General features: G+C 65.0%; 20 protein-coding genes and 1 pseudogene. 15 read left to right on the forward strand and 6 right to left on the reverse strand.

Going from position 1 to position 24,928, the window contains the following annotated elements:
• Positions 1-86 precede the first annotated feature (86 nt).
• The 3 genes and pseudogenes from tgt to G6R19_RS15325 all read left to right on the forward strand — a co-directional run bounded on the left by tgt (position 87) and on the right by G6R19_RS15325 (position 2,435).
• The gene (gene tgt, locus G6R19_RS15320) at positions 87-1,349 is read left to right on the forward strand and encodes a tRNA guanosine(34) transglycosylase Tgt (RefSeq protein ID WP_163166635.1); all 1,263 of its coding nucleotides are present in this window, start codon (positions 87-89) and stop codon (positions 1,347-1,349) included.
• 147 nt (positions 1,350-1,496) lie between these two features.
• Positions 1,497-1,625: pseudogene (locus G6R19_RS20595) on the forward strand (type IV toxin-antitoxin system AbiEi family antitoxin domain-containing protein); the annotation flags it as partial.
• 138 nt (positions 1,626-1,763) lie between these two features.
• Entirely contained in the window at positions 1,764-2,435 is a 672-nt protein-coding gene (locus G6R19_RS15325; RefSeq protein WP_346010088.1) for a hypothetical protein, read from the forward strand.
• 124 nt (positions 2,436-2,559) lie between these two features.
• Here the strand turns inward: G6R19_RS15325 and G6R19_RS15330 are convergent, their stop codons facing one another.
• The gene (locus tag G6R19_RS15330) at positions 2,560-3,303 is read right to left on the reverse strand and encodes a queuosine precursor transporter (RefSeq protein WP_163166484.1); all 744 of its coding nucleotides are present in this window, start codon (positions 3,301-3,303) and stop codon (positions 2,560-2,562) included.
• A 175-nt stretch (positions 3,304-3,478) separates the two neighbouring features.
• On the opposite strand from G6R19_RS15330, the gene G6R19_RS15335 reads away from it, so the two are divergent.
• The 3 genes from G6R19_RS15335 to G6R19_RS15345 all read left to right on the forward strand — a co-directional run bounded on the left by G6R19_RS15335 (position 3,479) and on the right by G6R19_RS15345 (position 6,057).
• Positions 3,479-4,132, forward strand: coding sequence for a TetR family transcriptional regulator (locus G6R19_RS15335; protein WP_275898070.1), 654 nt, complete (start codon positions 3,479-3,481; stop codon positions 4,130-4,132).
• 25 nt (positions 4,133-4,157) lie between these two features.
• Positions 4,158-5,075, forward strand: a complete 918-nt coding sequence (locus G6R19_RS15340; protein WP_163166486.1) for a TIGR01777 family oxidoreductase — start codon at positions 4,158-4,160, stop codon at positions 5,073-5,075.
• Positions 5,076-5,199: 124 nt separating this feature from the next.
• A complete protein-coding gene (locus G6R19_RS15345) occupies positions 5,200-6,057 on the forward strand; it encodes a hydroxymethylpyrimidine/phosphomethylpyrimidine kinase (RefSeq protein ID WP_163166488.1) in 858 nt (285 codons plus the stop codon).
• Between the two features lie 149 nt (positions 6,058-6,206).
• Here the strand turns inward: G6R19_RS15345 and G6R19_RS15350 are convergent, their stop codons facing one another.
• Both G6R19_RS15350 and G6R19_RS15355 read right to left on the reverse strand, forming a co-directional pair.
• A complete protein-coding gene (locus tag G6R19_RS15350) occupies positions 6,207-7,484 on the reverse strand; it encodes a serpin family protein (RefSeq protein WP_163166639.1) in 1,278 nt (425 codons plus the stop codon).
• Positions 7,485-7,865: 381 nt separating this feature from the next.
• The gene (locus G6R19_RS15355; RefSeq protein ID WP_163166490.1) at positions 7,866-9,260 is read right to left on the reverse strand and encodes an MFS transporter; all 1,395 of its coding nucleotides are present in this window, start codon (positions 9,258-9,260) and stop codon (positions 7,866-7,868) included.
• 308 nt (positions 9,261-9,568) lie between these two features.
• Between G6R19_RS15355 and G6R19_RS15360 the strand changes: the two genes are divergently transcribed.
• Genes G6R19_RS15360 through G6R19_RS15370 form a run of 3 tightly spaced genes read left to right on the forward strand, consistent with a single transcriptional unit; the run spans position 9,569 to position 12,694 of the window.
• Complete coding sequence (locus G6R19_RS15360; RefSeq protein ID WP_163166492.1) at positions 9,569-10,237, forward strand: response regulator transcription factor; 669 nt, start codon at positions 9,569-9,571, stop codon at positions 10,235-10,237.
• Positions 10,234-11,688 (forward strand): HAMP domain-containing sensor histidine kinase, encoded by a 1,455-nt coding sequence (locus tag G6R19_RS15365; RefSeq protein ID WP_163166494.1) that lies wholly within the window; start codon positions 10,234-10,236, stop codon positions 11,686-11,688. Before G6R19_RS15360 ends, G6R19_RS15365 begins: the two co-directional genes overlap by 4 nt.
• Positions 11,681-12,694: a TAXI family TRAP transporter solute-binding subunit gene (locus tag G6R19_RS15370; protein WP_163166496.1), complete on the forward strand. Its 1,014-nt coding sequence runs from the start codon at positions 11,681-11,683 to the stop codon at positions 12,692-12,694. Before G6R19_RS15365 ends, G6R19_RS15370 begins: the two co-directional genes overlap by 8 nt.
• Before the next feature lie 223 nt (positions 12,695-12,917).
• Here the strand turns inward: G6R19_RS15370 and G6R19_RS15375 are convergent, their stop codons facing one another.
• Positions 12,918-14,432: an XRE family transcriptional regulator gene (locus tag G6R19_RS15375; RefSeq protein WP_163166498.1), complete on the reverse strand. Its 1,515-nt coding sequence runs from the start codon at positions 14,430-14,432 to the stop codon at positions 12,918-12,920.
• Positions 14,433-14,579: 147 nt separating this feature from the next.
• Between G6R19_RS15375 and aceA the strand changes: the two genes are divergently transcribed.
• Positions 14,580-15,923, forward strand: coding sequence for an isocitrate lyase (aceA, locus tag G6R19_RS15380; RefSeq protein ID WP_163166500.1), 1,344 nt, complete (start codon positions 14,580-14,582; stop codon positions 15,921-15,923).
• 224 nt (positions 15,924-16,147) lie between these two features.
• Positions 16,148-17,800 carry a malate synthase A gene (gene aceB / locus G6R19_RS15385; RefSeq protein ID WP_163166502.1) on the forward strand — a complete coding sequence of 551 codons (1,653 nt, stop codon included), beginning with the start codon at positions 16,148-16,150 and terminating at the stop codon, positions 17,798-17,800.
• Between the two features lie 342 nt (positions 17,801-18,142).
• Here aceB and G6R19_RS15390 read toward each other — a convergent pair whose 3' ends face one another.
• The gene (locus G6R19_RS15390; protein WP_163166504.1) at positions 18,143-19,336 is read right to left on the reverse strand and encodes an MFS transporter; all 1,194 of its coding nucleotides are present in this window, start codon (positions 19,334-19,336) and stop codon (positions 18,143-18,145) included.
• A 144-nt stretch (positions 19,337-19,480) separates the two neighbouring features.
• Between G6R19_RS15390 and G6R19_RS15395 the strand changes: the two genes are divergently transcribed.
• Positions 19,481-20,440, forward strand: a complete 960-nt coding sequence (locus G6R19_RS15395; RefSeq protein WP_163166505.1) for a D-2-hydroxyacid dehydrogenase family protein — start codon at positions 19,481-19,483, stop codon at positions 20,438-20,440.
• A gap of 42 nt (positions 20,441-20,482) precedes the next feature.
• On the opposite strand, the gene G6R19_RS15400 is transcribed toward G6R19_RS15395, so the two are convergent.
• Positions 20,483-21,694, reverse strand: a complete 1,212-nt coding sequence (locus tag G6R19_RS15400) for an ROK family transcriptional regulator (protein WP_163166507.1) — start codon at positions 21,692-21,694, stop codon at positions 20,483-20,485.
• 152 nt (positions 21,695-21,846) lie between these two features.
• Here G6R19_RS15400 and G6R19_RS15405 point away from each other — a divergent pair, with 152 nt between their 5' ends.
• Genes G6R19_RS15405 through G6R19_RS15415 form a run of 3 tightly spaced genes read left to right on the forward strand, consistent with a single transcriptional unit; the run spans position 21,847 to position 24,928 of the window.
• Positions 21,847-22,602: a sugar phosphate isomerase/epimerase gene (locus G6R19_RS15405; protein ID WP_163166509.1), complete on the forward strand. Its 756-nt coding sequence runs from the start codon at positions 21,847-21,849 to the stop codon at positions 22,600-22,602.
• Positions 22,599-23,744 carry a Gfo/Idh/MocA family oxidoreductase gene (locus G6R19_RS15410; RefSeq protein ID WP_163166511.1) on the forward strand — a complete coding sequence of 382 codons (1,146 nt, stop codon included), beginning with the start codon at positions 22,599-22,601 and terminating at the stop codon, positions 23,742-23,744. Before G6R19_RS15405 ends, G6R19_RS15410 begins: the two co-directional genes overlap by 4 nt.
• On the forward strand, positions 23,741-24,928 hold the full coding sequence (locus G6R19_RS15415; RefSeq protein WP_163166513.1) for a Gfo/Idh/MocA family oxidoreductase: 1,188 nt from the start codon (positions 23,741-23,743) through the stop codon (positions 24,926-24,928). The genes G6R19_RS15410 and G6R19_RS15415 overlap by 4 nt, the downstream gene beginning before the upstream one ends.

The following is a 24,928-nucleotide window of genomic DNA, read 5'->3' on the forward strand; positions in this document are numbered from 1 at the left end:
CTGGTACGGTGCCAGCCAACCCTGCTTCTGCTCCTTCCCCTTCTGCCGCTGCGACTGACCCCGGTCCCGGGCCTGCGTCCGCTGGCCTGGTGGCGCGGCAGTCTGAGTTCGGCTTCCGGGTAGGCACCCGCCTGGCCGAAACGTGCCCGCCGTCGGCCGCCCATGTCGCATCCAACGGCGGCCAATTCCTGGGACGCACCGGGACCATCACCACGCCCCACGGTGAGATCAAGACTCCGGCGTTTATCGCCGTCGGAACCAAAGCCACCGTGAAGGCCGTGCTGCCGGAATCCATGTCGGGCCTTGGTGCACAGGCCTTGCTGGCCAACGCCTACCACCTGTACCTGCAGCCGGGCGCGGACATCCTCGACGAAGCCGGCGGGCTGGGAGCCTTTATGAACTGGCCGGGGCCCACCTTTACCGACTCCGGCGGATTCCAGGTGATGAGCCTGGGCTCGGGGTTCAAAAAGGTCATCGACATGAAGTCCGTTGACGCCTCCGGGCCGGATGACGCCGTCGCCCCAGGCAAGGAGCGCCTGGCCCACATCGACGACGACGGCGTCTGGTTCAAATCGCACCTGAACGGCGACAAGCACCGCTTCTCCCCCGAAATTTCAATGCAGGTCCAGCACCAGATCGGCGCGGACATCATGTTCGCCTTTGACGAGCTGACCACGTTGCAGAACTCCCGCGGCTACCAGGAGGAATCCCTGGAGCGGACGCGGCTGTGGGCACTGCGCTGCATCGAGGAGCACTTCCGCCTGACCTCGTCCCGGCTGGGCAAGCCGTACCAGGCGCTGTTCGGCGTGATCCAGGGTGCGCAGTACGAGGACCTGCGGCGGAAGGCGTGCCGGGACCTGGGCGCCATGCCGTTCGACGGGTTCGGCATCGGCGGGGCTCTGGAGAAGGAGAACCTGGGAACCATCGTGCGGTGGTGCAACGAGGAACTCCCGGAGGACAAGCCCCGCCACCTGCTGGGCATTTCCGAGCCGGATGACATCTTCACCGCCATCGAAAACGGCGCCGACACCTTCGACTGTGTCTCCCCCACCCGGGTAGCGCGGAACTCGGCGTTCTACACACCTTTCGGGCGTTTTAATCTGTCCGGCGCCAAGTACAAGCGCGACTTCGGCCCGCTCCAGGACGGCTGCGACTGCTACACGTGCACCCACTATTCGCGGGCGTACATCCACCACCTGTTCAAGGCCAAGGAAATGCTGTCCGCCACGCTGATCTCCATCCACAACGAGCGGTTCGTGGTGAAGATGGTGGACGACGCCCGCCTGGCCATCGAGGCCGGCACGTTCTTCGACTTCAAGGCCGAGACGCTGGGGCAGTACTACTCCTGAGCCGGGACTGCCTACCGCCTATTCGACGGTTCCCTGCCCACTCGATGTCCCGAGTGACCGTGTCCGCAGGGAACCGTCGATCCGGGCTTGTCCACATAGCGTTGCCCTGACTGGGCGTCTGAGGTGGGGCGCGGCAATGCTGGAGCCATGAACGGCCATGTTGAGCTTTCTCCCACGGCGAATTTCTGGCGGACCAATGAACTCCTGGAGCAAGGGTTGAACGCCCGGGCCATCGCGGCACTGGTCCGCAAAGGAGTCCTGGTGCGTATACGGCGCGGTTGTTACGCGCGTGGCAGTTGGTGGACTGCGTTGAAAACGTCGGGACGCCGTCGGCAGCTTGTGCATGCGCACGCACACGGAACACTTACGACGTCGGCAGGCGGCTTTGTTTACAGCCACACCTCGAGTGCCAGCTTGCGGCGGCTTCACTTGTGGGACGTCGACGAAGTGGTGCACCTGACGCAGTCGGGCCGCCCGTCCGGAATCTCGCACGGGCGGGGTGTACTTGCCCATACGAGGAAGCTCAACAGCCGGGAGGTATCGTTTGTGGAAGGCTTGCCGTGCACGTCGTTGGAGCGCACAGTGGTGGACTGCTGTCTGATGTTCAATCTTCGCCAGTCAATCATCCTGATAGACCACGCTGCCAGGCTGGGCGCTGACCTTCCACTCCTAAGAGAGCAATGCGCCGCGCTGGCAGGCCGCAACGGAGTCGTTACCCTGCGGCGGGCCCTTGAATTGGTTGACCCCCGTTCAGAGTCGGCAGGAGAAAGCCTCACCCGGGAGCTCATCCACAGGCTGAGGATCCCGGCGCCGGAGCTGCAGTATGTGGTGCATACAACCGTGGGCCATCACCGCCTGGACTTCGCCTGGCCTGCCCGGAAGGTGGCTCTTGAGTTTGACGGCAAGTCCAAGTACTTCGAATACCGGCCAACTCAAGAGGTGATTTACGAGGAGAGGCGAAGGGAAAAGGCCCTCATGGAAGAAGGCTGGACCTTCCTCCGGGTTGAGTGGAAACACCTCTTCAACGAGGCGGAGTTCAAGTACCGGGTACTGCGGGCGCTGGCCCAGGGTTCCCAGGACGAATGACGCCCCCGTTTCGACGGTTCCCTGCACACTCGACGGGTGCGCCCGTCGAGTGTGCAGGGAACCGTCGAACCGGCCGAACAGAAGGCGGGAGCAACCCCCGATGTTCAGCTGCGGCGGGTGGCCGCTACACCGCGCCGTTCGCCGAGGCGGCAGGAACGCCGTAGCTCGGCTCGCTCTTCTTGACCCAACCGATCACCAGCGACGTCACCGGCACGAAGATGAACTCCACCAGGGTCTTGTAGACGAAGCCCACCACCACATAGTTCACGAAGGTTCCGAAGTCGGTGATGCCAATGACTGACGCTGCAATGCTGCAGAAGATGAGGGTGTCCACGAACTCGCCGGCGCCTGACGAACCCATAAGGCGCGCCCATAGGGACTTCTCACCCGAGCGGGCCTTCATCTTGACCAGGATCCACGAGTTGATGGTCTGCCCTGCGAGGAACGCGAGCAGCGACGCCAGCACAATCTGCGGCACCGGGCCCAAGGCGCCTTCCAGCGCGGCCTGCTTTGACGTTCCGAACTCGTCGTCGAAACCGGGCAGGGCAATGATCACCCAGTAGCAGAGGGACGCGAAGACGGACAGCGCAAAGGTGGTGAATATGGCCTTGCGGGCCACTTTGAAGCCGTAGACCTCGCTGATGACGTCGCCCAGGATGTAGGCCAGCGGGAAGAGGAAGAAGCCGCCGTCCGTAATGATCGGCCCGATGGCTACACCCTTGGACGCACCGATGTTGGACAGGATGAGCACCACCGCCATGGACGCCAGCATGATCCCGAAGTAGGGGGAACCGATCGCGGCGAACTTGGCCGCGCTGCCTGGCGGGGTTGTTTCGGGCAGGGCGTTGTGGCCTGAGGCTGAGGGCATGGGAGGTCCGTTCATAGTGGTTCGCTCGGCGTCCGGAGTTGGGAAGGCCGCCGGCTGTATTAGCACTGTCAGCCCAATTGTCCCATCCAACGACAGTGCAAGGAGAAGCCGAATCTGAACACGTTCAAATTCGTGCGATACTTCTTGAACATGTTCAAAACGGAGGGAGCCGCAGGTGACCAAGAGCGAGCAGACCCGCCGGCTGGTAGCGGACGTCGCGCTGCGGATGTTCCGGGAGATCGGCTTCGCGAAAACCACCATGCGGGCCATTGCCGCGGAAGCCGGCGTCTCGGTGGGCAACGCCTACTACTACTTCGCGTCAAAGGACGATCTGGTCCATGAGCTGTATCTCCAGGTCCAGGCGGAGCATGCGGACAAGGCTGCCGAAGCGCTTGAGGATACCGCTGACCTCACGAGCCGGCTCAAGGCCACCCTCCACACCGGCCTGGACGTTATGGCCCCCTACCACCGGTTTGGCGCCGACTTCGTAGCGACGGCCATCCGTCCCAGCTCCCCGGTAAATCCCTTCGCTGCCGGCTCGACGGCTGCGCGAGAGGCTTCGTTGGACATCTTCCGCAGGGCAGTTGAGGAGGCGAAGCCTCCGGCACCGAAAAAGGTCAGGGCCGACCTCCCGGAGTTGTTGTGGCTTTGCTACATGGGCGTCACCCTCTTCTGGGTCTACGACACGTCCGAAGGGCAGCAGCGGACACGGCGGCTGGTGGACGGAGCGGTTCCATTGGTCACAAGGGGACTCGCACTGGCACGGATCCCCGGCGTCAGCAAGATCCTGGACGATGTCCTCAGCTTGAGCCGCAGCATCCGCGGCTAACTACCGAAAAAACACAGGGGGAAAGATGAGCAGCACCAGAACGGTGGTATTGGCCGGAGCATCCGGTTTCATCGGCAGATATTTCCGGGCTCGATTTGAGCAGGACGGCTGGACCGTGCGCACCGTTGGCCGCAAGGGCGCCAAGAGTTCGCCGTCGGCCACGTGGGAAGATGACGACGGCGCCATCGCCAGGGTGCTCGAAGGAACGGAGCTCCTGGTGAACCTCGCTGGCCGCTCGGTCTCCTGCCGCTACAACGGCCGGAACAAGGCAGCCATACTGCAGTCCCGCGTTTCCACCACGGCGGCACTTGGCCGGGCCGTGGCACTTTGCCGGCAGCCGCCGTCGACCTGGCTCAACGCGAGCACCGGAACAATCTACCGCCATGCCACGGATGGACCCCAGACTGAACAGGACGGGGAACTGGGCACGGGATTTTCGGTGGATGTGGCCCGCGCGTGGGAAGCGGAACTGGAAGCCGCGGTGACACCCGGGACGCGGAAGATTCCGCTGCGGATTGCCATCGTCCTGGGCCCGGGCGGCGGGGCGTTGCAGCCTGTCGCCAACCTGGCCCGTCTGGGTTTGGGCGGCCGGATGGGCCCGGGCACACAGAAATTCAGCTGGATCCACGTGGAGGACCTGTACCGATCCGTGCTCTTTGTGCATGCCCGCAAGGACATTGTTGGCCCCGTGAACGTGTCGTCACCCGATGTGGTGGACAACCGCGAGCTTATGCGCATGGTCCGCCGCGCTTATGGAGTCCGATTCGGCATCTCCACTCCGGCCTGGCTGCTGAGGCTTGGCGCCATACTGATTCGGACGGAGACCGAACTGGTCCTGAAAAGCCGCTGGGTCCAGCCGCAGAAGCTTCTGAACTCCGGTTTCGTCTACAGCCAGCCTGAACTGGGCCGGGCGCTCCTGCAGATCGCCAAAGGGACATCATGACCCGGCCGCTTCGGCACAGAGGCAGAACCGGCAGGAACTCCTTTGGAGCCCTGACCACCGGCGGCACCGCCTGCTGTTCAGGCATACAAGGCGGGCGGGCGACGCCGGATGGCAGGATAGTGCCATGACTTCTGTTTCCGCCGATGTCCAGTCCCCCGCTGCCGCTCCGGCCGTCGTCCTGACGATCGCAGGTTCTGAGGCCACCGGCGGCGCCGGCGCCCAGGCCGACCTGAAGACCTTCCAGGAGCTCGGCGTCTTTGGCATCGCCAACCTGACCTGCATCGTCTCCTTCAACCCGAACGACAGCTGGAACCACCGCTTTGTGCCCGTTGACCAGCAGGTGATCGCCGACCAACTTGAGGCGACGACGGCGGCCTACGGACGGGAATCCGGCGCGCCGTCAGTGTTGGAGACGGTGAAGATCGGCATGCTGGGCAGTCCGGCCACCATCAGCACCGTGGCGGGTGCCCTCGAGGCCGGCCGGTTCCGCAACGTGGTCCTGGACCCCGTCCTCATCTGCAAGGGCCAGGAGCCCGGGCACGCACTGGACACGGACCAGGCGCTGAAGGCGCAGATCCTCCCGCTGGCCACGTTCGTGACGCCGAACCACTTTGAAGCCGAGTCCCTGTCCGGGCTGGAGATCACCGACGTCGAATCCTTGAAGGCCGCGGCTGTGCGCATCCACGAACTCAGCGGAGCAGCAGTACTGGCCAAGGGGGGCGTGCGGCTGGCAGGCCCCGACGCCGTCGACGTTTTCTACGACGGCGAAACACTTGAGGTGCTGAGCGCGCCCAAGGTCGGGGACGTTGCGGTGTCCGGCGCCGGGTGCTCCCTCGCCGCTGCAGTAACGGCTGAGCTGGCCAAGGGCGCGGCGCCGCTGCAGGCTGCCCGGACAGCAAAGGCGTTTGTCACTGCCGGGATCCGGAACCGCGTAGCTTCGGGCGCGCCGTTTGATGCCCTCTGGCAGGGCGGCGCCGGCTAACCCGCCACTGAACCCCGGACGCTCTCTCACTTAATGCGCGTTTTTCCAGCACCCTCTTGCACATGTGCGAGAGGGTGCCTCATTTTGCTGCATTAGCTGATGGAGCGTCTGAGGACGCGGACGACGGCCGGCCGGTCCCGGACGTCCATTCACCTGGGGTCGGCCACAGTTCCCATGAACAGCGGCAGCCCGCTTTCAACGTGGATGATCTGGTAGTGGAACGGCCGGTCGAAATCGATGATCCGCTCGGGCTCCGGTGGGGCGCTGGTTGCCATTCCGTTGATCTGGGTCACCGCGGCCGCAATGGTGCCCTTTTCGGCCACCGTGATGTTGGCAGCCTGGGCGGCCTGGGTGATCATCATCTGCGGCTGGATGTTGTTGAAGTCCTCCGTGGTGCCGAGCATTTTCTTCAGTCCCAGCGCGTCGAAGACCTTGCGGAGATCAAAACTGGACCTGTGGTCCCAGCGCGGCAGCTGGATCCGGACGGACGCGGGCCGGGCCATATCAAACTCGTCCGCGATTTCCGTAAGTTTCTCCGCGCCGAAGGCCGCAGGGGCGGGAGTGTCAGCCGAAGCCGCTGCGCCATCGGGAGCGGCCGTCTCCGCGGGCAGGACCAGCCGCATGACGAAACCGTCCGCGTAGGGAAGATCCACACCCTCCCAGCCGATGCCTTCCGCATATTTCATCCTGATTTCGTTGTGCATTGCCGGCACAGCGATTTCCTCGCCTGCGGCTGTCGTGAAGGGAAGGTCAGAGGTGTCGTTCGGATCGAACGGTGTGCTCCAGGCGGAGGCGAAGTACAAAGAGTTGAGCAGGCTGAAGGTGTTGTCGGGGTCGTACTGTGCCGGGGCTTCCTTGATCCTGCCGCCGGTATTCCTGTTCACCCAGGCATCAATGGCGGGCTTCGTTGTACCCTCGTCGCTGAAATCCACCGGATACACGCCGGATCCATAGTGCCGGGCCAGCGTATCCAGGAAGGACTGCCCGGCGGGCACGTCCTTATCGACGAACAGCCCGTTGGCGGAGTGCATGACCGGTTTCCGCGGCGGGTTGTCCTCATCCACTGTGCCGGGGTCGCCGTCGAACTTTTCGAGCGAGCGGAGGACCGAGTTCATGGCCTCATCGCGCTTCTCAACGGGAAATTGCAGGATGCTGTCCATCTCGGTCGCGGTCCCATCGGTGGCACCGGCACGGAGCATGGCGAGGGCAATCAGGAGGCTTCCGGGTGAGGACACCACGTTCCCGTTGGCACCGTCCCCGCCGTCAACCAACAGCGCTGCGCCGAGGATGAGCGCGGAAGCCCGGAAGGAGCGCAACTCAGCGGCGTAGTCCTCGCGGTCCACCAAGACCCGCTCGACGCCGTCGGCCGCGAGGAGCTCCGGCGGCGCCGGCGACGGGGGTGGCACCGCACACCCTGCCAGTCCCATGAGGGCACCCAACGCAATCATCCGCTGAAAACGAAACACCTCTGTTGCCTCCCCCGGCATGCCAAGGCGGGAATCCGCCTCCTCTCAGTGAAACAGCGACGGCGGCACGGGACGATGCCTGTTCGGTCACGCTTTGCACTCGATTTGGTCTCGCCCGCCCGCGCCTTCGCCGTGCCCGCGGGTACCCTTCCGCGACCCCTTCCACCAGGACGCTCTCTCACTTAACGCAGAAAAACCCGGGACGCTCTCTCACTTTCCTGAAGAGAGTGATGGAGCGTCCCGGTATTTGCTGCAGAACCTGAGAGAGCATTCTGGTGCGGTGAGGGAACGACGGCGGGTGGCCGCCCGCCGTCGTCCTCCCTGAGGTTCTCCCTCGGGACGCTAGACGCCCAGGAGGTCCTTGTCCTTGTCGCCGTCCTTGCGGTCCTGCACCCAGGCGTGGCCCTGTTCATGGTCCAGGTGAGTGGCCTTCTTGTTCTTCAGGGCGAAGATGTAGACCACCAGCGAGATGGCAATGGCCACCGTGACGTAGGTGAAGAACAGGTCCACCCGTTCGGCCTTCTGAAACGCGGCACCGATGAGCGGAACTGTGCCTCCGAAAAGGGAGTTGGCAATCGCGTAGCCGAGTCCGACGCCGAGGGCACGGATGGAAGCGGGAAAGAGTTCAGCCTTTACCAGGGCGTTGATGGACGTGTAGCCGCCCACGATCAGCAGCCCGCCCAGCATCAGCAGGAAGGCGGTGAACGGATCTTTGGTGTTGGACAGGGTGGAGAGCAGTGGCCACGTGAACAGGACGCCCGTGATGCCGAACCACAGAAGCAGCGGCTTGCGGCCCACCTTGTCCGACACTATGCCGTAAACCGGCTGCAGGAGCATAAAGATGAACAATGCCCAGAAGTTGATCACGGACGTGTCGGTCTTCGCGATGCCAGAGGTATCGTTCATGAACTTCAGGATGAAGTTGGTGTAGGTGTAGAACGCCACCGTGCCGCCGAGGGTGACGCCGATGCAGATCAGCAACGGCTTCCAGTACTGCGTGAACAGGAGCTTCATTGTGCCGGGCTGGGCAACTCCCGCTGCGGCCGGCGTCTTTGCAGCCTGTACCTGCTCCTCCGAGACGGTCTCTTCCATTGACCGCCGAAGCCAGAGGACTACAAGCGCCGCTACGCCGCCGAGGGCGAAGGGAATGCGCCAGCCCCACTCGGTGAGATCCTCCTTGGGGATGGCGTTCTGCAGGATTACCAGAACCAGCAGCGCCAGCATCTGGCCACCGATCAGGGTGACGTACTGGAAGCTGGAGAAGAAGCCGCGGCGTTTGGACGTTGCGGCCTCGGACATGTAGGTGGCGCTGGTACCGTACTCGCCGCCCACGGAGAAACCCTGGACCAGGCGGATCAGGATGAGCAGGACCAAGGCCCAGACACCCACCTGCTGCGTGGTAGGCAGGATCGCGATGGCGAAAGAACCTGCGGACATCAGGGTCACGCTCAGGGTCAGTGCCGCTTTGCGGCCCTTCCGGTCGGCGTAGCGGCCAAAGAACCAGGCTCCGATGGGCCGCATCAGGAACGACGTCGAGAAGACGGCCATTGCCTCAAGGCCGGCCTGAAGGTCATCTTCCGAGTTGAAGAAGTGGGCCTGGAAGTAGGCTGCGAAGACCGTGTAAACGTACAGGTCGTACCACTCCACGAGGTTGCCGGCCGACCCCTTGAGGATGTTGCTGACTGCCCGGCGCGTTTGCGCGGCCTCGCTCGTTGTTGCAAGTTGTTGGGTGCTCATCGCTGAACCTTCCTTGGATGCGCGGCCCCCGCTGTGCGCTCCGACCTGACTTTCGTACTGTCCATGGCAGCATTGCTCATGGTTCCTCCTCGACGTTGAACGTCCCCTTGAAGCCTGAGGACTTCACCAAAGCTATTCGTGAGCCAGGGCACAGCCCAAGCGAAAGCCGATTTCCTAACACTTCCTTAAGTTTTCTTCGCGGGTGGCCGTGTCCGGGCGGACAGGCCGCAGGACGGAAACTGGCCGAGAGGGTAACCTCCAAAGGCAGGCAGGGGGAACCACACAGACTAAACGGAACAGGAACTGGCATGGATGTTCTCATCGTCGAAGACGACGACGCCATGGCATCCGCCCTTGAGGCGGCCGTGGTTTCCGCCGGGCATACGTCCAGCAGGGTTTCCCGTGGCGCCGACGCGCTCCTCGAGCACCGGCGGTTCGAGGTCATCCTGCTGGACCTGGGGCTTCCCGACATGGACGGCCTCGAGGTACTCCGCAAGCTCCGCCAGGTCACCCCCGTTCCCATCCTGATCCTCACGGCACGCGACGACGAACGCAGCGTGGTGCTGGGCCTGCGCTCCGGGGCCGATGACTACCTCGTCAAGCCGGTAAAGCTGGTGGAACTCCTCGCGCGCATTGAAGCGGTCACCAGGCGGACGGGCCGCGCCAGGGACACCAGGCAGCAGCGCATCGTACTGGGGGAACTCGAAGTTGACCTCGAACGCCGGGTGGCCGTCCTCGGCCAGCAGACTCTTCCGCTGACGGCCACGGAATTTGACCTGCTGGCACTCCTGGCCAGCCACGCGGGGTCAGTCGTCACGCGGGAACAGATCCTCGACGCGCTGTGGGGCGACGCGTTCCTCGCATCCTCGCGGTCCCTTGATGTGCACTTGACCGGCTTGAGGTCCAAGCTTCAGATGCCGGGCTTCATCATCAACGTCCGGGGCGTTGGCTACCGCGTCGAAGCGGATCCTGCGTGAAACTCCGCGTCCTGGGGATCCTGGGCATCCTGATAGTCGTTCTGGTGCTTGTCGCTTCCACCACCATCCTGGCTTCGGCCAGCAGGGAGCTTACGCAGGAACTCCAGATCAACAGGGCCGCCGCCCTCAACAGGCTTGCGCAGGTTGCGTTCGACGCGGGGACGGACGGGGGCGACGCCACGCAACTCCAGGCAGAGATGGACAGATACTCGGAGCTTTACGGGGAAGGAATCCTGGTCCGGCTCCAGGAACGCACATTGCGCTCCGGTGGCCTGAGCGAGGACAGGGCGGACGTCCAGGATGCCCTGGCCAGGGCAAACCTGAACCTCAGTGACACCGCTCTGGCCCCACTTCAACCGTTCGGCACCGGTTCCGAGGTCATCTCCCGCTCCTTCGGCAGTGCCAGCCAAGTGCTCGGCGCGGCCGTCCTCGAGGTCAACAAGGACGCTGCCCGGCAGAAACTGCGCGAGCGCTGGCTCGCCGTCGGACTTGCCGCGGCCGCGCTGGCCGCTCTGCTCCTTATCGGAGCTGCCCAGGTGACCGGATGGGTGCTCCGCCCGGTGAACCGCCTCAGCGCCGCCGTGGCCGAACTTGAAACTACCGGTCGGAGCGGCCGGCTGCCCGCGGAGGGTCCACCGGAGCTGCGGGCATTAAGCCGCTCCTTCACCACAATGGCACGAAGCGTAAGCGACAGTATCGAAGCCCAGCGCCAACTGATCGCTGACACTTCCCACGAGCTGCGGAATCCGGTGGGCGCCCTGCGGCTGCGGATCGACCTGTTGCTGCTGGAGCTGAAAACTTCCCGGGAGCGGGCTGCCGCGTCCGCGGTGGTGGCTGAGCTTGAGCGTGTAGAGGAGATCCTTGACGGGGTGCTAAAGCTGGCGGCCGCCGAACACCGTGCCCTGGAGGACTCCGCCGGCGCACCCGGCCACCTGCTTTTCAGGGGGGACCAGGCCGCAATTGACCCCTTCCCCATCCTGCAGGAAGAAGCCGAACGGGTAGAACCTGCCGCACGGCTCGCCGGCGCCTCCGTTCGCCTCGGCAGCCCTCCCTGGCAGTCTGCGCTCATCGCCTGCAACCCGGACGATCTCGCACAAATGGTGGGAGAACTGCTGAACAACGCCATCAAATACGCGGGCCGCGCCAACATTTCGGTGTCACTCCGCGTTGACAGGGATCTTGTGACGATTGAAGTGTCCGACGACGGGCCCGGGCTTTCACCCGCGGAAAGGGCACATGCCTCGCACCGGTTTTGGCGCTCGCCGAAGCACCGGGGCATCAGCGGCAATGGGCTGGGCATGACGATCGTGGAGAAACTGGCCGTCGCCAACGGGGGGCGCCTGCTGCTGGGGGAGGCTCAGCCCTCCGGGCTGGCCGCTACCCTTGAGTTCCCGCGGGCACCGGAAGTTCAAGGTGCCGCAAGCCAAAGGGCAGGCGGCCCCCATGTCTGACCTGAGCTCATGCCGGCTGTCCAGGCGTGCGGCCCTCAAAGCCGGTGTTGCGGCCGGGTTCGCCGGCCTGCTGCTACCGGTACTGGGCAGCTGCACGGCGGACGATCGGCTGGACTCCGTTACGGTTGCAGGGGGTGAACCGGGCGGTTTCTACCTCGAGTTTGCCAGCCTGCTTGCCGCCTCCCTGCAGCGCAACCGGGTGGCTCGGCAGGCCATGGCCCTGACCACCGGTGGCAGCTTGGACAACCTTGAACACCTGCTGAGCGGGCGGGCCACGTTCGCCGTCGCCCTCGCTGATGCCGCAGCCCAACGCGCAGCGGAAGCTGGCGCGACCGGCGTCGGAATCACGGCTCTCGGAAGGGTTTACGAAAACTACGTCCACTGCGTCGTCCGGAAGGCCGGGGGCATCAGCAGCATTGCCGGGTTGGCTGGCAGGACGGTGGCAGTGGGCGAACCAGGCTCAGGGACTTCCCTCACCACACCGCGCCTGCTTGAAGCTGCGGGCCTCCGCTCCGTCGCTGCGGGTGAAAGTGCCGCTGGCCCCGGCGGAGCGGTCACCGTTTTGAACCTGGGGCTGAATGATGGCCTGACGGCGCTACGAGAGGGATCAGCGGACGCCTTGTTCTGGTCCGGAGGTGTTCCCACAGCCGCCATCGCTGCTGCCCATGGCGACGTGGGGCTCAACTTCCTGGATATCTCCGTGCTGCTTCCGTCCCTGCGTGCGAGGTACGGCGCCTTCTATGACCGGGTGCTGATCCCAGCCGGTGCCTACGAAGGCCTTCCCGCCGTCTGGACAGTTGGCGTGACCAACCTGCTGCTCTGCCGCAGCGACCTGACGGACACCACCGTGAAGCGGACCGTGGAGCTGCTGGTGGGCCACGCCGAAGAGCTCATTCCCCGGTCCAGCCTGGGGGTCCAGTTCCTCAGCCCGGAATCCCTCATCAACACGGCAGGCTTGCCGCTGCACCCGGCAGCTGCCTCTGCCTACCGGGAGCTGCACGGGTAAAGGGCGACGCTCCACCATATCCAGCACCCATATTGGCAACGCCCCATCACCTCCAGCATCGGAATCGGCAACGCTTTCTCGCCGTCCACGGGTCGAACCACAGCTTCCCGCAGGCACATGAGAGAGCGTTTCGAAAGGGACGCATCAAGTGAGAGAGCGTTCGGCAAACACCGCATCAAGTGAGAGAGCGTTGGAGAAATGGCCGCATCAAGTGAGAGAGCGTTCAGCTTCCCGAGTGCGCCTGCAGGAAGCTGTACACCTCGGTTTCGTCCACCCCGGGGAACGCCCCCGGCGGCATTGCGGCCAGCAGATGGGAGTGGGCCCGGGCGGAGGGCCACGCGTTCCCGGCCCACTCCGACGTCAGCGATTCGGGCGGGCGTTTGCAGCAGGTGGGATCGGGGCAGTTGGACGCAGCCCGCGCAGTCGTCTCCCGCCCGCGGAACCACTTCACGTGCTGGTACGGCACCCCGATGCTCAGTGAAAACTCCCCCGCGGCGGAACGTTCCGTGCGCGCCGTGCACCAGTAGGTACCGGACGGCGTATCCGTGTACTGGCTGTAGGCACTGAACTTGTCCGGCACATCGAACACGGCTCGTGACGTCCAGGCCTTGCACGACGGCTGCCCTTCGATGGCGCCGGTATGGTCCTGAGGAAAGTTCACGCCGTCGTTCTCGTAGGCCTTGTAGATGATGCCGCTCTGGTGCGTCTTCTGAAAATGCGTGGTGATGCCCAGATGCTTCGTGGCCAGGTTTGTGAAGCGGTGGGCCGCTGTCTCATAGGAAACGGCAAACGCGTCCCGGATATCCTCGACCGCGATTTCCTTCGCCGCCTTGGCTTTTTGCAGAAATTCCACGGTTGCCTGCTCAGGGAGGAGCAAGGCTGCGGCGAAATAGTTCGTGGCCACCCGCTGGGCGAGGAAGTCACCGTAGTTCCGGGGCGTTTCGTGTCCCAGCACGTAGTGTCCCAGGGCCTGCAGCAGTACAGAGCGCGGATCGTGGTCCTGCCGCTGGCTTTGGGTCAGGTAAATTCTGCGGTTCTTCAAATCCGTGACGGAGCGGGTTGAATGGGGCAGGTCGCCCACATGATGCAGGGTGAAACCGAGGTGCTCGGCGATGTCCGCGATCACGTGCTGGCTCAGCGGCCCGGTGGTGTAACCCACCTCCTTGAGGACCTTCTGCGCTTCGGCTTCATACTCCGGAAAATAGTTCCCCCGCTCCCTCATCATGGCCCGCAGTTCACCATTGGCCCGACGGGCTTCTTCCGGGGTGGCCACCTGCTCGTTCATCTTGCGTTCGAGCTCCTGCAGCAGCCCCACCTGGGCCTCGAGCACATCCAGCGGAAGCCGCGCGCTGATGCGGATTTTCGGCAGGTTCAGGGATTCATAGAGGGGTCCGCGCTGATACCGCTCAAGCTCGATCTCCAAGGCGGCCCGGCGGCTCGGCGGTTCGGCTCCGAGCAGCTGATCGATGCTGACGTTGAGTGCGGACGCCAGGTGCTGCAGCAGGCCAAGTTTGGGCTCCCGCTTTCCGTTTTCAATCAGGCTCAGCTGGCTCGGCGCTGTCCCGACGGCGGCGCTCAGGCCCTCGAGCGTAAGCCCTGCCTGTTTGCGCAGATGGCGTACACGGCGGCCGAGCGAGATGACGTCCAGGTCCACCGCCGCCCCCGGCGACTGCGGTGGGGATACTTCCCTGTTCCAGCTTGTAAGCGACATTTTTGAAGAATACGGGAAGAACTGCATTTCTTTCCACGTTTTTCTCTACCAACCCTGTTGGAAGTGCTGAAAAGTAGTGATCACGGAAAGAAACACCGCACCGGGAAGCCAGCGGGAACCGCAAAGGCGCGGTTCCCGCCTACCGATCCCGGAGCTCAATCAAGGAGATCAACGATGACTGCAGCATTTGAGCCCACCCAGCAGACGCCCGGCCAGGACACAACACAGCAGGCCGCCGCCCTGGAGCTCGAGTGGGCCGCCAACCCCCGCTGGGAAGGTGTGACCCGGGACTACTCAGCCTCCGACGTCGTCCGTCTCCGCGGCCGCGTCTCCGAAGAACACACCCTGGCCCGCCGCGGCTCGGAGAAGCTGTGGAAGCAGCTCACCGAAGAGCACAAGGAAGGCAAGTACACCAATGCCCTCGGCGCCCTGACCGGCAACCAGGCCGTGCAGCAGGTCAAGGCCGGGCTCCGCGCCATCTACCTTTCAGGCTGGCAGGTGGCTGCGGACGCGAACAACTCCGGCCACACCTACCCGGACCAGTCCCTCTACCCGGCCAACTCCGTGCCCACCGTGGTCCGCCGCATCAACAACGCCCTGCTCCGGGCAGACCAGATCGAATTCGCCGAGGGCGTGCAGACCGTCGAGGACTGGCTGGTCCCGATCGTTGCCGACGCCGAGGCAGGGTTCGGCGGCCCGCTGAACGCCTACGAACTCATGAAATCCATGATCCAGGCCGGCGCCTCCGGCGTTCACTGGGAGGACCAGCTCGCCTCCGAAAAGAAGTGCGGCCACCTCGGCGGCAAGGTCCTGATCCCCACCCAGCAGCACGTCCGCACCCTGAACGCCGCCCGCCTCGCGGCCGACGTCGCCGGCACCCCGACGGTGGTCATCGCCCGCACCGACGCGGAGGCAGCGACCCTGATCACGTCCGACGTGGACGAACGGGACCAGGAATTCATCCTTCGCGAAGGCGGACAGCCCGTGCGCACCGCCGAGGGCTTCTACAAGGTCCGCAACGGCATCGAACCCTGCATCGCCCGTGCCAAGGCCTACGCACCCTACTCAGACCTCATTTGGATGGAGACCGGGACCCCGGACCTGGAGCTGGCACGCAAGTTCGCCGAAGCCGTCAAGGCCGAGTTCCCGGATCAGATGCTTTCCTACAACTGCTCGCCGTCGTTCAACTGGCGCAAGCACCTGGATGACGCCACCATCGCCAAGTTCCAGCGCGAGCTCGGCGCCATGGGCTTCACGTTCCAGTTCATCACCCTCGCCGGTTTCCACGCCCTGAACTACTCGATGTTCGACCTCGCCCACGGCTACGCCCGCGAAGGCATGAGCGCCTACGTCGAGCTTCAGGAAAAGGAATTCGCCTCCGAGTCCCGCGGCTACACCGCAACCAAGCACCAGCGCGAAGTCGGCACCGGCTACTTCGACGACATCGCTACTGCGCTCAACCCGAACGCGTCCACCCTGGCCCTGGTGGGATCCACCGAAGAAGGCCAGTTCCACTAATTTCCACCCCTCGACGGCGGACCGGTCACCCTTGCCTTCGAAGCGGCAATGCTCTGCCTGCTATCCCCATGCCCGCCCCAAGACCTCGTAGAACTCGGTCGGGGGCGGGCACAGGGCCCCTTTACGCAGGCTGCCGCATCACCGCTCCTTCGGCTTTGCGCGTTCCTCTCCTTTGTGTCACTAGCCGCCGTCGAACTTCCCTTTTCGTCTTTAAGGAGACAGAAATGAACAGCTTTACCGATAGCTTCACGATTAATGGCATAACTCTCACCGCCCAGCCCATTTGCCGGCAGAACGAGGTTCTTACTCCGGACGCACTGGAGTTCGTGGCCAAGCTGCACCGGGCTACTGCTGAGCGGCGCCAGGAACTTTTGCAGGCGCGGCGGACCCGGCGGGCCGAGATTGCCGGCGGGCAGGACCCGAGGTTCCTGCGGGAGACCGAGCACATTCGCAACGATCCGTCCTGGCGAGTGGCTCCCCCGGCACCCGGGCTGGAGGACCGTCGTGTAGAGATCACGGGCCCGGTGGACAGGAAGATGACCATTAACGCGTTGAACTCCGGCGCCAAGGTGTGGCTCGCGGACATGGAGGACTCCTCCACCCCCACTTGGCGCAACGTCATCAAAGGCCAACTGAACCTCACCGACGCACTGGAGCGCCGGATCGACTTCACTACCGAAGAAGGCAAGGAATACAAGCTCCGCCCCGGGGGCGAACTGCCCACCATCGTGGTCCGCCCCCGCGGCTGGCACCTGCCGGAAAAGCACATGGTCATCGACGGCGCCCCGGTGGCGGGCGGCATCGTGGACTTCGGCCTGTTCTTCTTCCACAACGCCCGTCGCCTGCTGGCCCAGGGCAAGGGCCCTTACTTCTACCTGCCCAAGATCGAAAACCACCTCGAAGCCCGGCTCTGGAACGATATCTTCATCCTCGCCCAGGACCTGCTGGGCATCCCGCAGGGCACCATCCGCGCCACCGTGCTGATCGAAACCATCACCGCAGCCTTTGAGATGGAGGAAATCCTCTACGAACTGCGCGACCACGCCGCCGGCCTGAACGCCGGCCGCTGGGACTACATCTTCTCCCTCATCAAGAACTTCCGCACCCGCGGCCCACGGTTCGTCCTCCCGGACCGCGGCCAGGTGTCCATGACCCAGCCCTTCATGCGCGCCTACACCGAACAGCTCGTGCGCGCCTGCCACAAGCGCGGCGCCATGGCCATCGGCGGGATGGCAGCGGCAGTGCCCAACCGCAAGGACCCCGAAGCGAACGCCAACACCTTCGAAAAGGTCCGCGCCGACAAGACCCGCGAAGCCAACGACGGCTTCGACGGCTCCTGGGTGGCCCACCCCGACCTGGTGCCCGTCTGCCGCGAGGTGTTCGACTCCATCCTGGGCGCGAAGCCCAACCAGCTGGACCGCACCCGCGAGGACGTCATCCCGGACGACCGTGCCCTGATCAACGTGGCCGCCACCGAGGGCACCATCACCGAACAGGGCATCCGGAACAACATCGAAGTGGGGATCCGCTACATCGAATCCTGGCTCCGCGGCAACGGCGCCGTCGCCATCCACAACCTCATGGAAGACGCCGCCACTGCCGAGATCTCCCGCTCCCAGCTCTGGCAGTGGATCTACGCCCGGGCCATCACCGATCATGGCGAAATCGTCACCCACGAGTGGATCGAGGAGCTCCTGGACCAGGAATTCGCCAGGCTCGAACGCTTCGACGGCGACCGCTTCGAGGACGCCCGCGACATCTTCGAAGAAGTCACCCTCGCCCAGGACTTCCCGTCCTTCCTCACCCTCCCCGCCTACGCCCGCTATCTCACCGAAGCCCGCGAGCGCGCATCGGTAGAGGAGCTCGCTGCAGCATAACCAAGACTTCCGTCCGCCGGGCCGGCACGCCCTCCGCAACAGGCACCTCCGAAATCCGGAGGGCCGGCCCGGCGACGGAGCACCCTCTGAGCAGCTCCGGTGCCGGGCGTCCCCACCCCCCACGACACCGGACGCTCTCTCACTTAACGCAACAAATCCAAGGACGCTCTCTCACTTTCCAGAAGAAAGTGAGAGAGCGTCGGTCGTTAAGCAGCATCAAATGAGAGAGCGTCCCGGGGGGCCAGGCCGGCGACGGCGGGGGAAAGCACGCGGACGGCGGGGGGAAAGCACAACGACGTCCTGGGGGGGGAACGCACGACGACGGCGGGCTGCTGTTACGCCTTACCGCCCCTTGGGCACCCGCCGCACGGAGAGGGTGGCAGCAAGGAAGAACGTCAGCACCGACGCCAGAATCACCAGCAGGGCCGGTGTCCAGGATCCTGAGACGTCGTGCACGTATCCCACCAGGGGTGGAGCGACGGCACCGAAGCAGTAACCCAGCCCCTGGACGGTGGCGGACATCCGGCCGGCGGCAACCTGGTCGCGGGCCAGCTTGATGATGGCGATGAAGATCAGCGTAATCCCGCCGCCCTGGGCAACCCCGCCAAAGACGGACCAAAGCCACCAAAGCTCCGGGGCCAGCAGGAGCCCGGCCGGCACGGTCGTCCACAACAGGCCCAAGGTGACGGCCGCCGTCGTCGTACTGAAGTATTTGGCGGCGAACGGCACCCCGAGGCCGCCCACTATGGCAAACACCTGGAACAGCGAGGATCCCGCTCCGGCCGCAGCAGCGGACATGCCAAGTTCGTCATTGAGGTAGCTGGGCAGCCACGCAGTGACGGCGTAGTAGGAGAAGGCCTGGCCTGCGAACGCAGCCGTCAGCCCCGCCGTGGTCCATGCCGATCCGGCACGCGTTCCGTCCCTGGGGCCGGCCGGGACATCAGCGGGGGAAGGAACAAAGGCGATGCGGAGTCCGACGGCGAGCGCCCAGCAGACCATGGCCGCCACAGCGAAGATCCCCACCGACGCGAGCGCCAGCCGCCACCCCGCCAGTTCGGCCAGCGGGGCCGTGACCATCGAGGTCAGGAAGGAGCCAACGTTCAGCGCCGCCGTGTAAACGCCCATGGCCGTTCCCTGCCGCAAGGGCGGGAAATCGCGGCGGATGATGAGGGGCGCGGCGATGTTGCCGATGGTGATGGCAAGGCCAATCACCACTGTCCCCGCCAGCACCAGTGCCGGGCCGCCGGCCGAACGGATGACCACCCCGGCCAGCACGCCCAGGATGGTGAGGGTCACGGCGAACTCGGCGCCATACCCGCGGGCCACCAGTGAGGCCAGGGGTGCTGCGAGCGCAAAGCACAGCACCGGGATGCTGGTCAGCAGCCCCAGCACCACCGGGGAAAAGCCCAGGTCGGCCTGCATAACATCCACTACCGGGGCTACAGCCACAAAGGGGCCGCGAAGGTTCAGCGCCAGCAGCCCGATGCAGGCCAGCAGGATCCAGGTGTTCGGAATCCTGGCGAGGAAGCGGGCCATCACCGGCAGGGCTTGGGGGTTTGATCTCGTTTCATTACCCCCATTGCTATCACGGGCACCAACACGGCAGTTCCCCGTGGCGGCGTGCCGGTCCTGCCTTACGATGAACATCACAGCCGCAGACTCCGGGACGAAGGACACACCATGCAGCACCGGCTTGCCATCCTTGACGACTACCAGGACGTGGCGCATGGCTTCGCGGACTGGTCCTCCCTCGAGGCCGACGGCGTGGCGGTCACCTCCTACCGGGAGCCGTTCGCATCGCAGGACGCGCTGGTGTCCGCCCTGGCAGGTGTCACCATCATCATTGCGATGCGGGAGCGGACGGCCTTCCCGCGGGAGGTGCTTGAAAAGCTTCCCGCCCTCCAGCTCCTGGTGACCACCGGCATGGCAAACGCCTCGATCGATGTGGAGGCGGCAGCAGAGCTCGGAATCACCGTGTGCGGTACTCCCGGATCGCCCACCGCCGCCCCGGAACTGACGTGGGCACTGCTCCTGGCCATTGCGCGCAACATCCCCGCCGAGGACGCCTCGCTCCGCTCCGGCGGCTGGCAGAGCACGGTGGGGTTCGAACTCGCGGGCAAGACCTTGGGCGTGGTGGGCCTGGGCAAGATAGGCCGCAGGATTGCCGCCTACGGCCAGGCTTTCGGCATGGAGGTCCTTGCATGGAGCCAGAACCTGGCAGAGGAGGACGCAGCGGAAGCCGGGGTGCGGAAGGTGTCCAAGGCGGACCTTTTTCGAAATTCCGACGTCGCCACGCTCCACCTGCGCCTGTCTCCCCGTTCCGAGGGCATAGTGGGCGAACCGGAGCTGCGGCTGCTCGGGCCCGACGGCGTCCTGGTGAACACCGCAAGAGGTCCTTTGGTTGACCAGGACGCCCTGGTGCGCGCCCTGTCCGAAGGTTGGATAGCCGGCGCCGCGCTGGATGTCTTTGACCACGAACCCCTGCCCGCAGGCCACCCGCTCCTCAGTGCCCCCAACACGGTGCTGTCCCCGCACCTGGGCTACGTTACGCGGGAGAGCTACCGGCAGTTTTACGGCGGGGCGCTGGAGGATGTGAAAGCCTGGCTCGCCGGCTCACCCGTGCGCGTGATCTCCGCCTGAGCCGGTTTCAGCCTCCGGGACGGTTGAGCGGTTTGCAGCCGGCTACCCGGTCGCCTGAAGGGTTGCCTCGATCGCTGCCGGGGCCAACACATGTTGGGTCACCATCTGGCTTGCTCCCAGGATGGCAGCCCGGTCACCGGCGAGGGACAGTGCGATCCGAAGCTGGGCCGTGGCCAGCGGCAGCGAGCGCCGGTAAACCACCTCGCGTACACCCGCCATCAGGTGTTCCCCGGCTTGGCCCAGGCTTCCGCCGATCACCACGACAGACGGATTGAGCAGATTGACCACTGTAGCCAGGACATCGCCGACGTCCCTGCCCGCCTGGCGCAGCACCTGGATGGCCTGCAGGTTTCCCTGCGCCACAAGCCGCAGTACGTCACTGCCCTTCTCGGCCTGCACTCCCTGCCGGTTCAGCTCCGCAGCCAGCGCCGGACCGGATGCCAAAGCCTCCAGGCAGCCGTAGTTGCCGCAGCGGCAGAGCACGTCGTCGCCGCGGGGGACCCGCACGTGGCCCAGGTCGCCGGCGGTACCGTTGGCACCGCGCTGCAGGGTGCCGCTGCTGATGATCCCGGAGCCGATTCCGGTGGCCACCTTGATGAACAGGAAGTTGTCGTCCTCGGGCCAGTGCGCGGTCCGCTCCCCCAGCGCCATAATGTTCACGTCATTGTCCACCAGCACCGGGACCGGCAGGGAGCGCTGGACGTAGGAGACGACGTCGAACCCGTCCCAGCCCGGCATGATGGGCGGCTTGACGGGCTGGCCGGTGGAGTGCTCCACCGGCCCCGGCAAGCCGATCCCGACACCTGCCAGGTCAGCCGCATCCCGCCCGGCCACGGCCAGCAGCGACAATCCCTCCTTGACCGCCCGGGCCAGGACGGCCTCCGGGCCGTCCGCGACATCCTGCGCCAGGCGCTGTTCGGCGAGGACATTGCTGTTGAGGTCCGTGACGGCGACGATCATGTGCGTGGCCCCAACATCCACCGCCAGCACCACGCGCACCGCGGGGTTAAAGGCAAAGCGCGACGGCGGCCTTCCGCCGCTCGAGTTCGCCTCACCGGCAGGGCCAACCAGTCCTGATGCGATGAGCGCGTCAATGCGCGCTGCCACGGTGGAGCGCGCCAGGCCGGTGGTCAGCGCCAGTTCGGCCCGCGTCCGCGCTTTACCGTCGCGGAGGAGCTGGAACAGGTCGCCCGCCCCGCCCTGGGCTGTGGCAGGCTCAGACGCTGCGGTACTGCTGCCTGCTGTCTTGGTCATAGGAAATAGATAGCACGGCTACTTCTGCATGTCACGCGGTCAACTTTTGCTTGACGCAAAGCAAAAGTAGCCCTAGCTTTGCAGTAGACCTATGGGCTGTGGCCGAGACCACTCCCTGCAACCCGGAACCGAGTACAAACTCAGGAGAGCACATGTCCTACTCCCTCCAGCTCTATACCGTGCGGAACGCTATCCGTGAGGATCTTTCCGGCACCATCAAAAAAGTGGCGCAGCTCGGCTTCACCCAGGTTGAGCCCTACAACTTTGTGGCCACTGCCAACGAGCTTGGCGCGGCTTTGCGGGAAAACGGCCTCACCGCACCTTCCGGCCATGCACCGCTGCTGAGCCAGGACCAGGACGAGATCTTCGCTGCAGCGAAGGAACTGGGCATCAGCACAGTGATCGATCCGTTCATTCCCGCAGACCGCTGGCAGACCGCGGAGGACGTCCAGGCGACTGCCGCCCAGCTGAACGAAGCAGCCAAAAAGGGTGCCGAATACGGCGTTCGGGTGGGTTACCACAACCACCAGTGGGAGCTGGAGTCCATCATCGAGGGCCGGACCGCCCTTGAATACTTCGCTGACCTGCTGGACCCCGAGCTGGTTCTGGAGGTAGACACCTACTGGGTAGCCGTCGGCGGCCAGGACCCCGTGGACATCCTCACCAAGCTCGGGAACCGCGTGAAGTTCATCCACATCAAGGACGGGCCATTGACCACCGACACCAAGGCCCAACTGCCGGCGGGCAAGGGCAAGGTGGCGGTCCTGGACGTCATCGCAGCAGCAAAGTCGCTCGAAGCGGGAGTGGTGGAGTTTGATGACTACGACGGCGACATCTTCGACGGCATCGCCCAGAGCCTGAAGTTCCTGCAGGAGTCCGGCACCGCCACGGCAGGAGCAGAAGCATGAGCGCCGCATCGCCCCTGAGCGCCGCAACCGGGCGCGGTCCCGTAGGCGTTGCCGTCATCGGCGCCGGGAACATCAGCAAGCAGTACCTGGACAACCTCACCGTTTTCCCGGACCTCAAGGTGCACGTCATCGCGGACCTCTTCGAGGAAGCGGCGGAAGCCCGCGCCAAGGAATACGGCATCCCCGAGTGGGGCGGAGTGGAAAAGGCGCTGAACCACTCCGACGTCGAAATCATCGTCAACCTGACCATCCCGGCCGCCCACGTGGAAGTTGCCACGGCCGCCGTAAATGCCGGCAAGCACGTCTGGACCGAGAAGCCCTTCTCGCTGGACCGCGAATCCGGCCTGGGCCTGCTCAAAACCGCTGACGCCGCAGGAATCCGCCTCGGCTGCGCTCCGGACACGTTCCTCGGCGCCGGCCTGCAGACCGCACTGCGGCTGATCGGGCGCGGCGATATCGGAACCCCCCTCACCGCCATGACCACGTTCCAGACCCCTGGCCCGGAATCATGGCATCCCAACCCGGCATTCCTCTTCCAGCACGGCGCCGGCCCCCTGTTCGACATGGGTCCCTACTACCTCACCACGCTGATCCAGGCCTTCGGCTCCATCCGCAAAGTGGCCGCCGTCGGGTCCAAGGCCAAAGAAGTCCGCGTGATCGGTTCGGGGCCCAAAGCCGGCGAAGAGTTCACCGTGGAGGTCCCCACCCACGTGTCCGCCATGGCCCAGTTCGAAAGCGGCGCTTCCTCGCACAGCGTGTTCTCGTTCGAGTCTCCGCGCGTGCGGATGGGCTTCGTGGAGATCACCGGCACCGAGGCCACTATCTCACTGCCGGATCCCAACTATTTCGACGGCGACATCAAGCTCTGGCGCGCAGGCGACGAGGACTGGACCACCATCCCCGCCACCGGCCCGGCGAACGGCCGCGGCATGGGTGTGCTGGATATGGCAAGGTCGATCCGCGCAGGTGTCCCGCACCGCGCGACAGGTGAGCTGGCCTACCATGTCCTGGATGCCATGGTCTCCATCAATGAATCCGTGGAATCCGGGACGTTCGTGGACGTGGCCAGCTCGGCGTCCCCGTCGCCGGCGCTCCCCGAAGACTGGGCCCCGGAAACCCTGACACTTCGGGCTTCCGCATGAGCCAGGAACCAGGCAACAAGGGCCCGCTGGGCGTAGCGATGATCGGTTACGCCTTTATGGGCAAGGCACATTCCAACGCGTGGCGGAACGTGGCAAGCTACTTCGACGTCCCCGCGTTCGAACAGAAAATCCTCGTGGGCAGGGACGCCGCAGCAGTCTCGGAAGCCGCTGCAAAGTACGGGTGGAACGAAACGGCCACCGACTGGCGCTCCGTGCTGGGCCGGGACGACATCCATATCGTGGACATCTGCGCCCCGGGCTGGATGCACGCCGAGATTGCCATCGCTGCCCTCGAAGCCGGCAAGCACGTGCTGCTGGAAAAGCCGCTGGCCAACACCCTGGCCGAAGCTGAGGCCATCACCGCCGCAGGCCAGGCAGCCAGGACCAGGGGTGTGCAGTCGATGGTGGGGTTCAACTACCGCCGCGTTCCCGCCCTGGGCCTTGCGAAGGAGCTGATCGCCGAAGGCAGGCTCGGTACCGTCCGCCAGGTCCGCGCAGCCTACCTGCAGGACTGGCTCGCCGACGAGTCCGCGCCCATGACCTGGCGGCTGACGAAGGACACCGCAGGCTCCGGTGCGCTGGGGGACATCGCCTCCCACGCCATCGACCAGGTCCTCTTCCTGCTCGATGACCAGGTCACGGAGGTCTCGGGCCGCCTGCAGACCTTCGTGCGCCGCCGGCCCGGCGCCCAGGGACTTGAAGACGTAACTGTCGACGACGCCGCCTGGGCAACGCTGACCCTGGCCTCCGGGGTGGTCGCCTCAGTGGAGGCCTCCCGGGTGGCCACCGGCCGGAAGAACTCCCTGCAGCTGGAGGTCTACGGCGACAAGGGCGCCATCATGTTCGACCTGGAGAACCTGAACGAGCTCCGGTTCCTTGACGCCACAGCGCCCGCCCGCGAGCAGGGCTTCCGCCGGATCCTGGTGAGCGAACCCGAACACCCCTACCTGGACGCCTGGTGGCCGCAAGGCCACATCATCGGCTGGGAGCACACCTTCACCCACGAAGTCCGCGACTTCCTGCTCGCCATCGACGGCGGCACTGAACCTTCGCCGTCGTTCGAGGACGGGCTGGAAGTCCAGCGCATCCTGAACGCCGTCGAGGAGTCGGCCGCCGCAAAAAGCTCGACCATCCAGCTCACTCCCGCCGCCCGGCCTGCCGCAACCACCACCGAAGGAGCCTGA

This window comes from Arthrobacter sp. Alg241-R88 (genome assembly GCF_900537115.1).
In the GTDB taxonomy this organism is placed as follows: Bacteria; Actinomycetota; Actinomycetes; order Actinomycetales; family Micrococcaceae; genus Arthrobacter.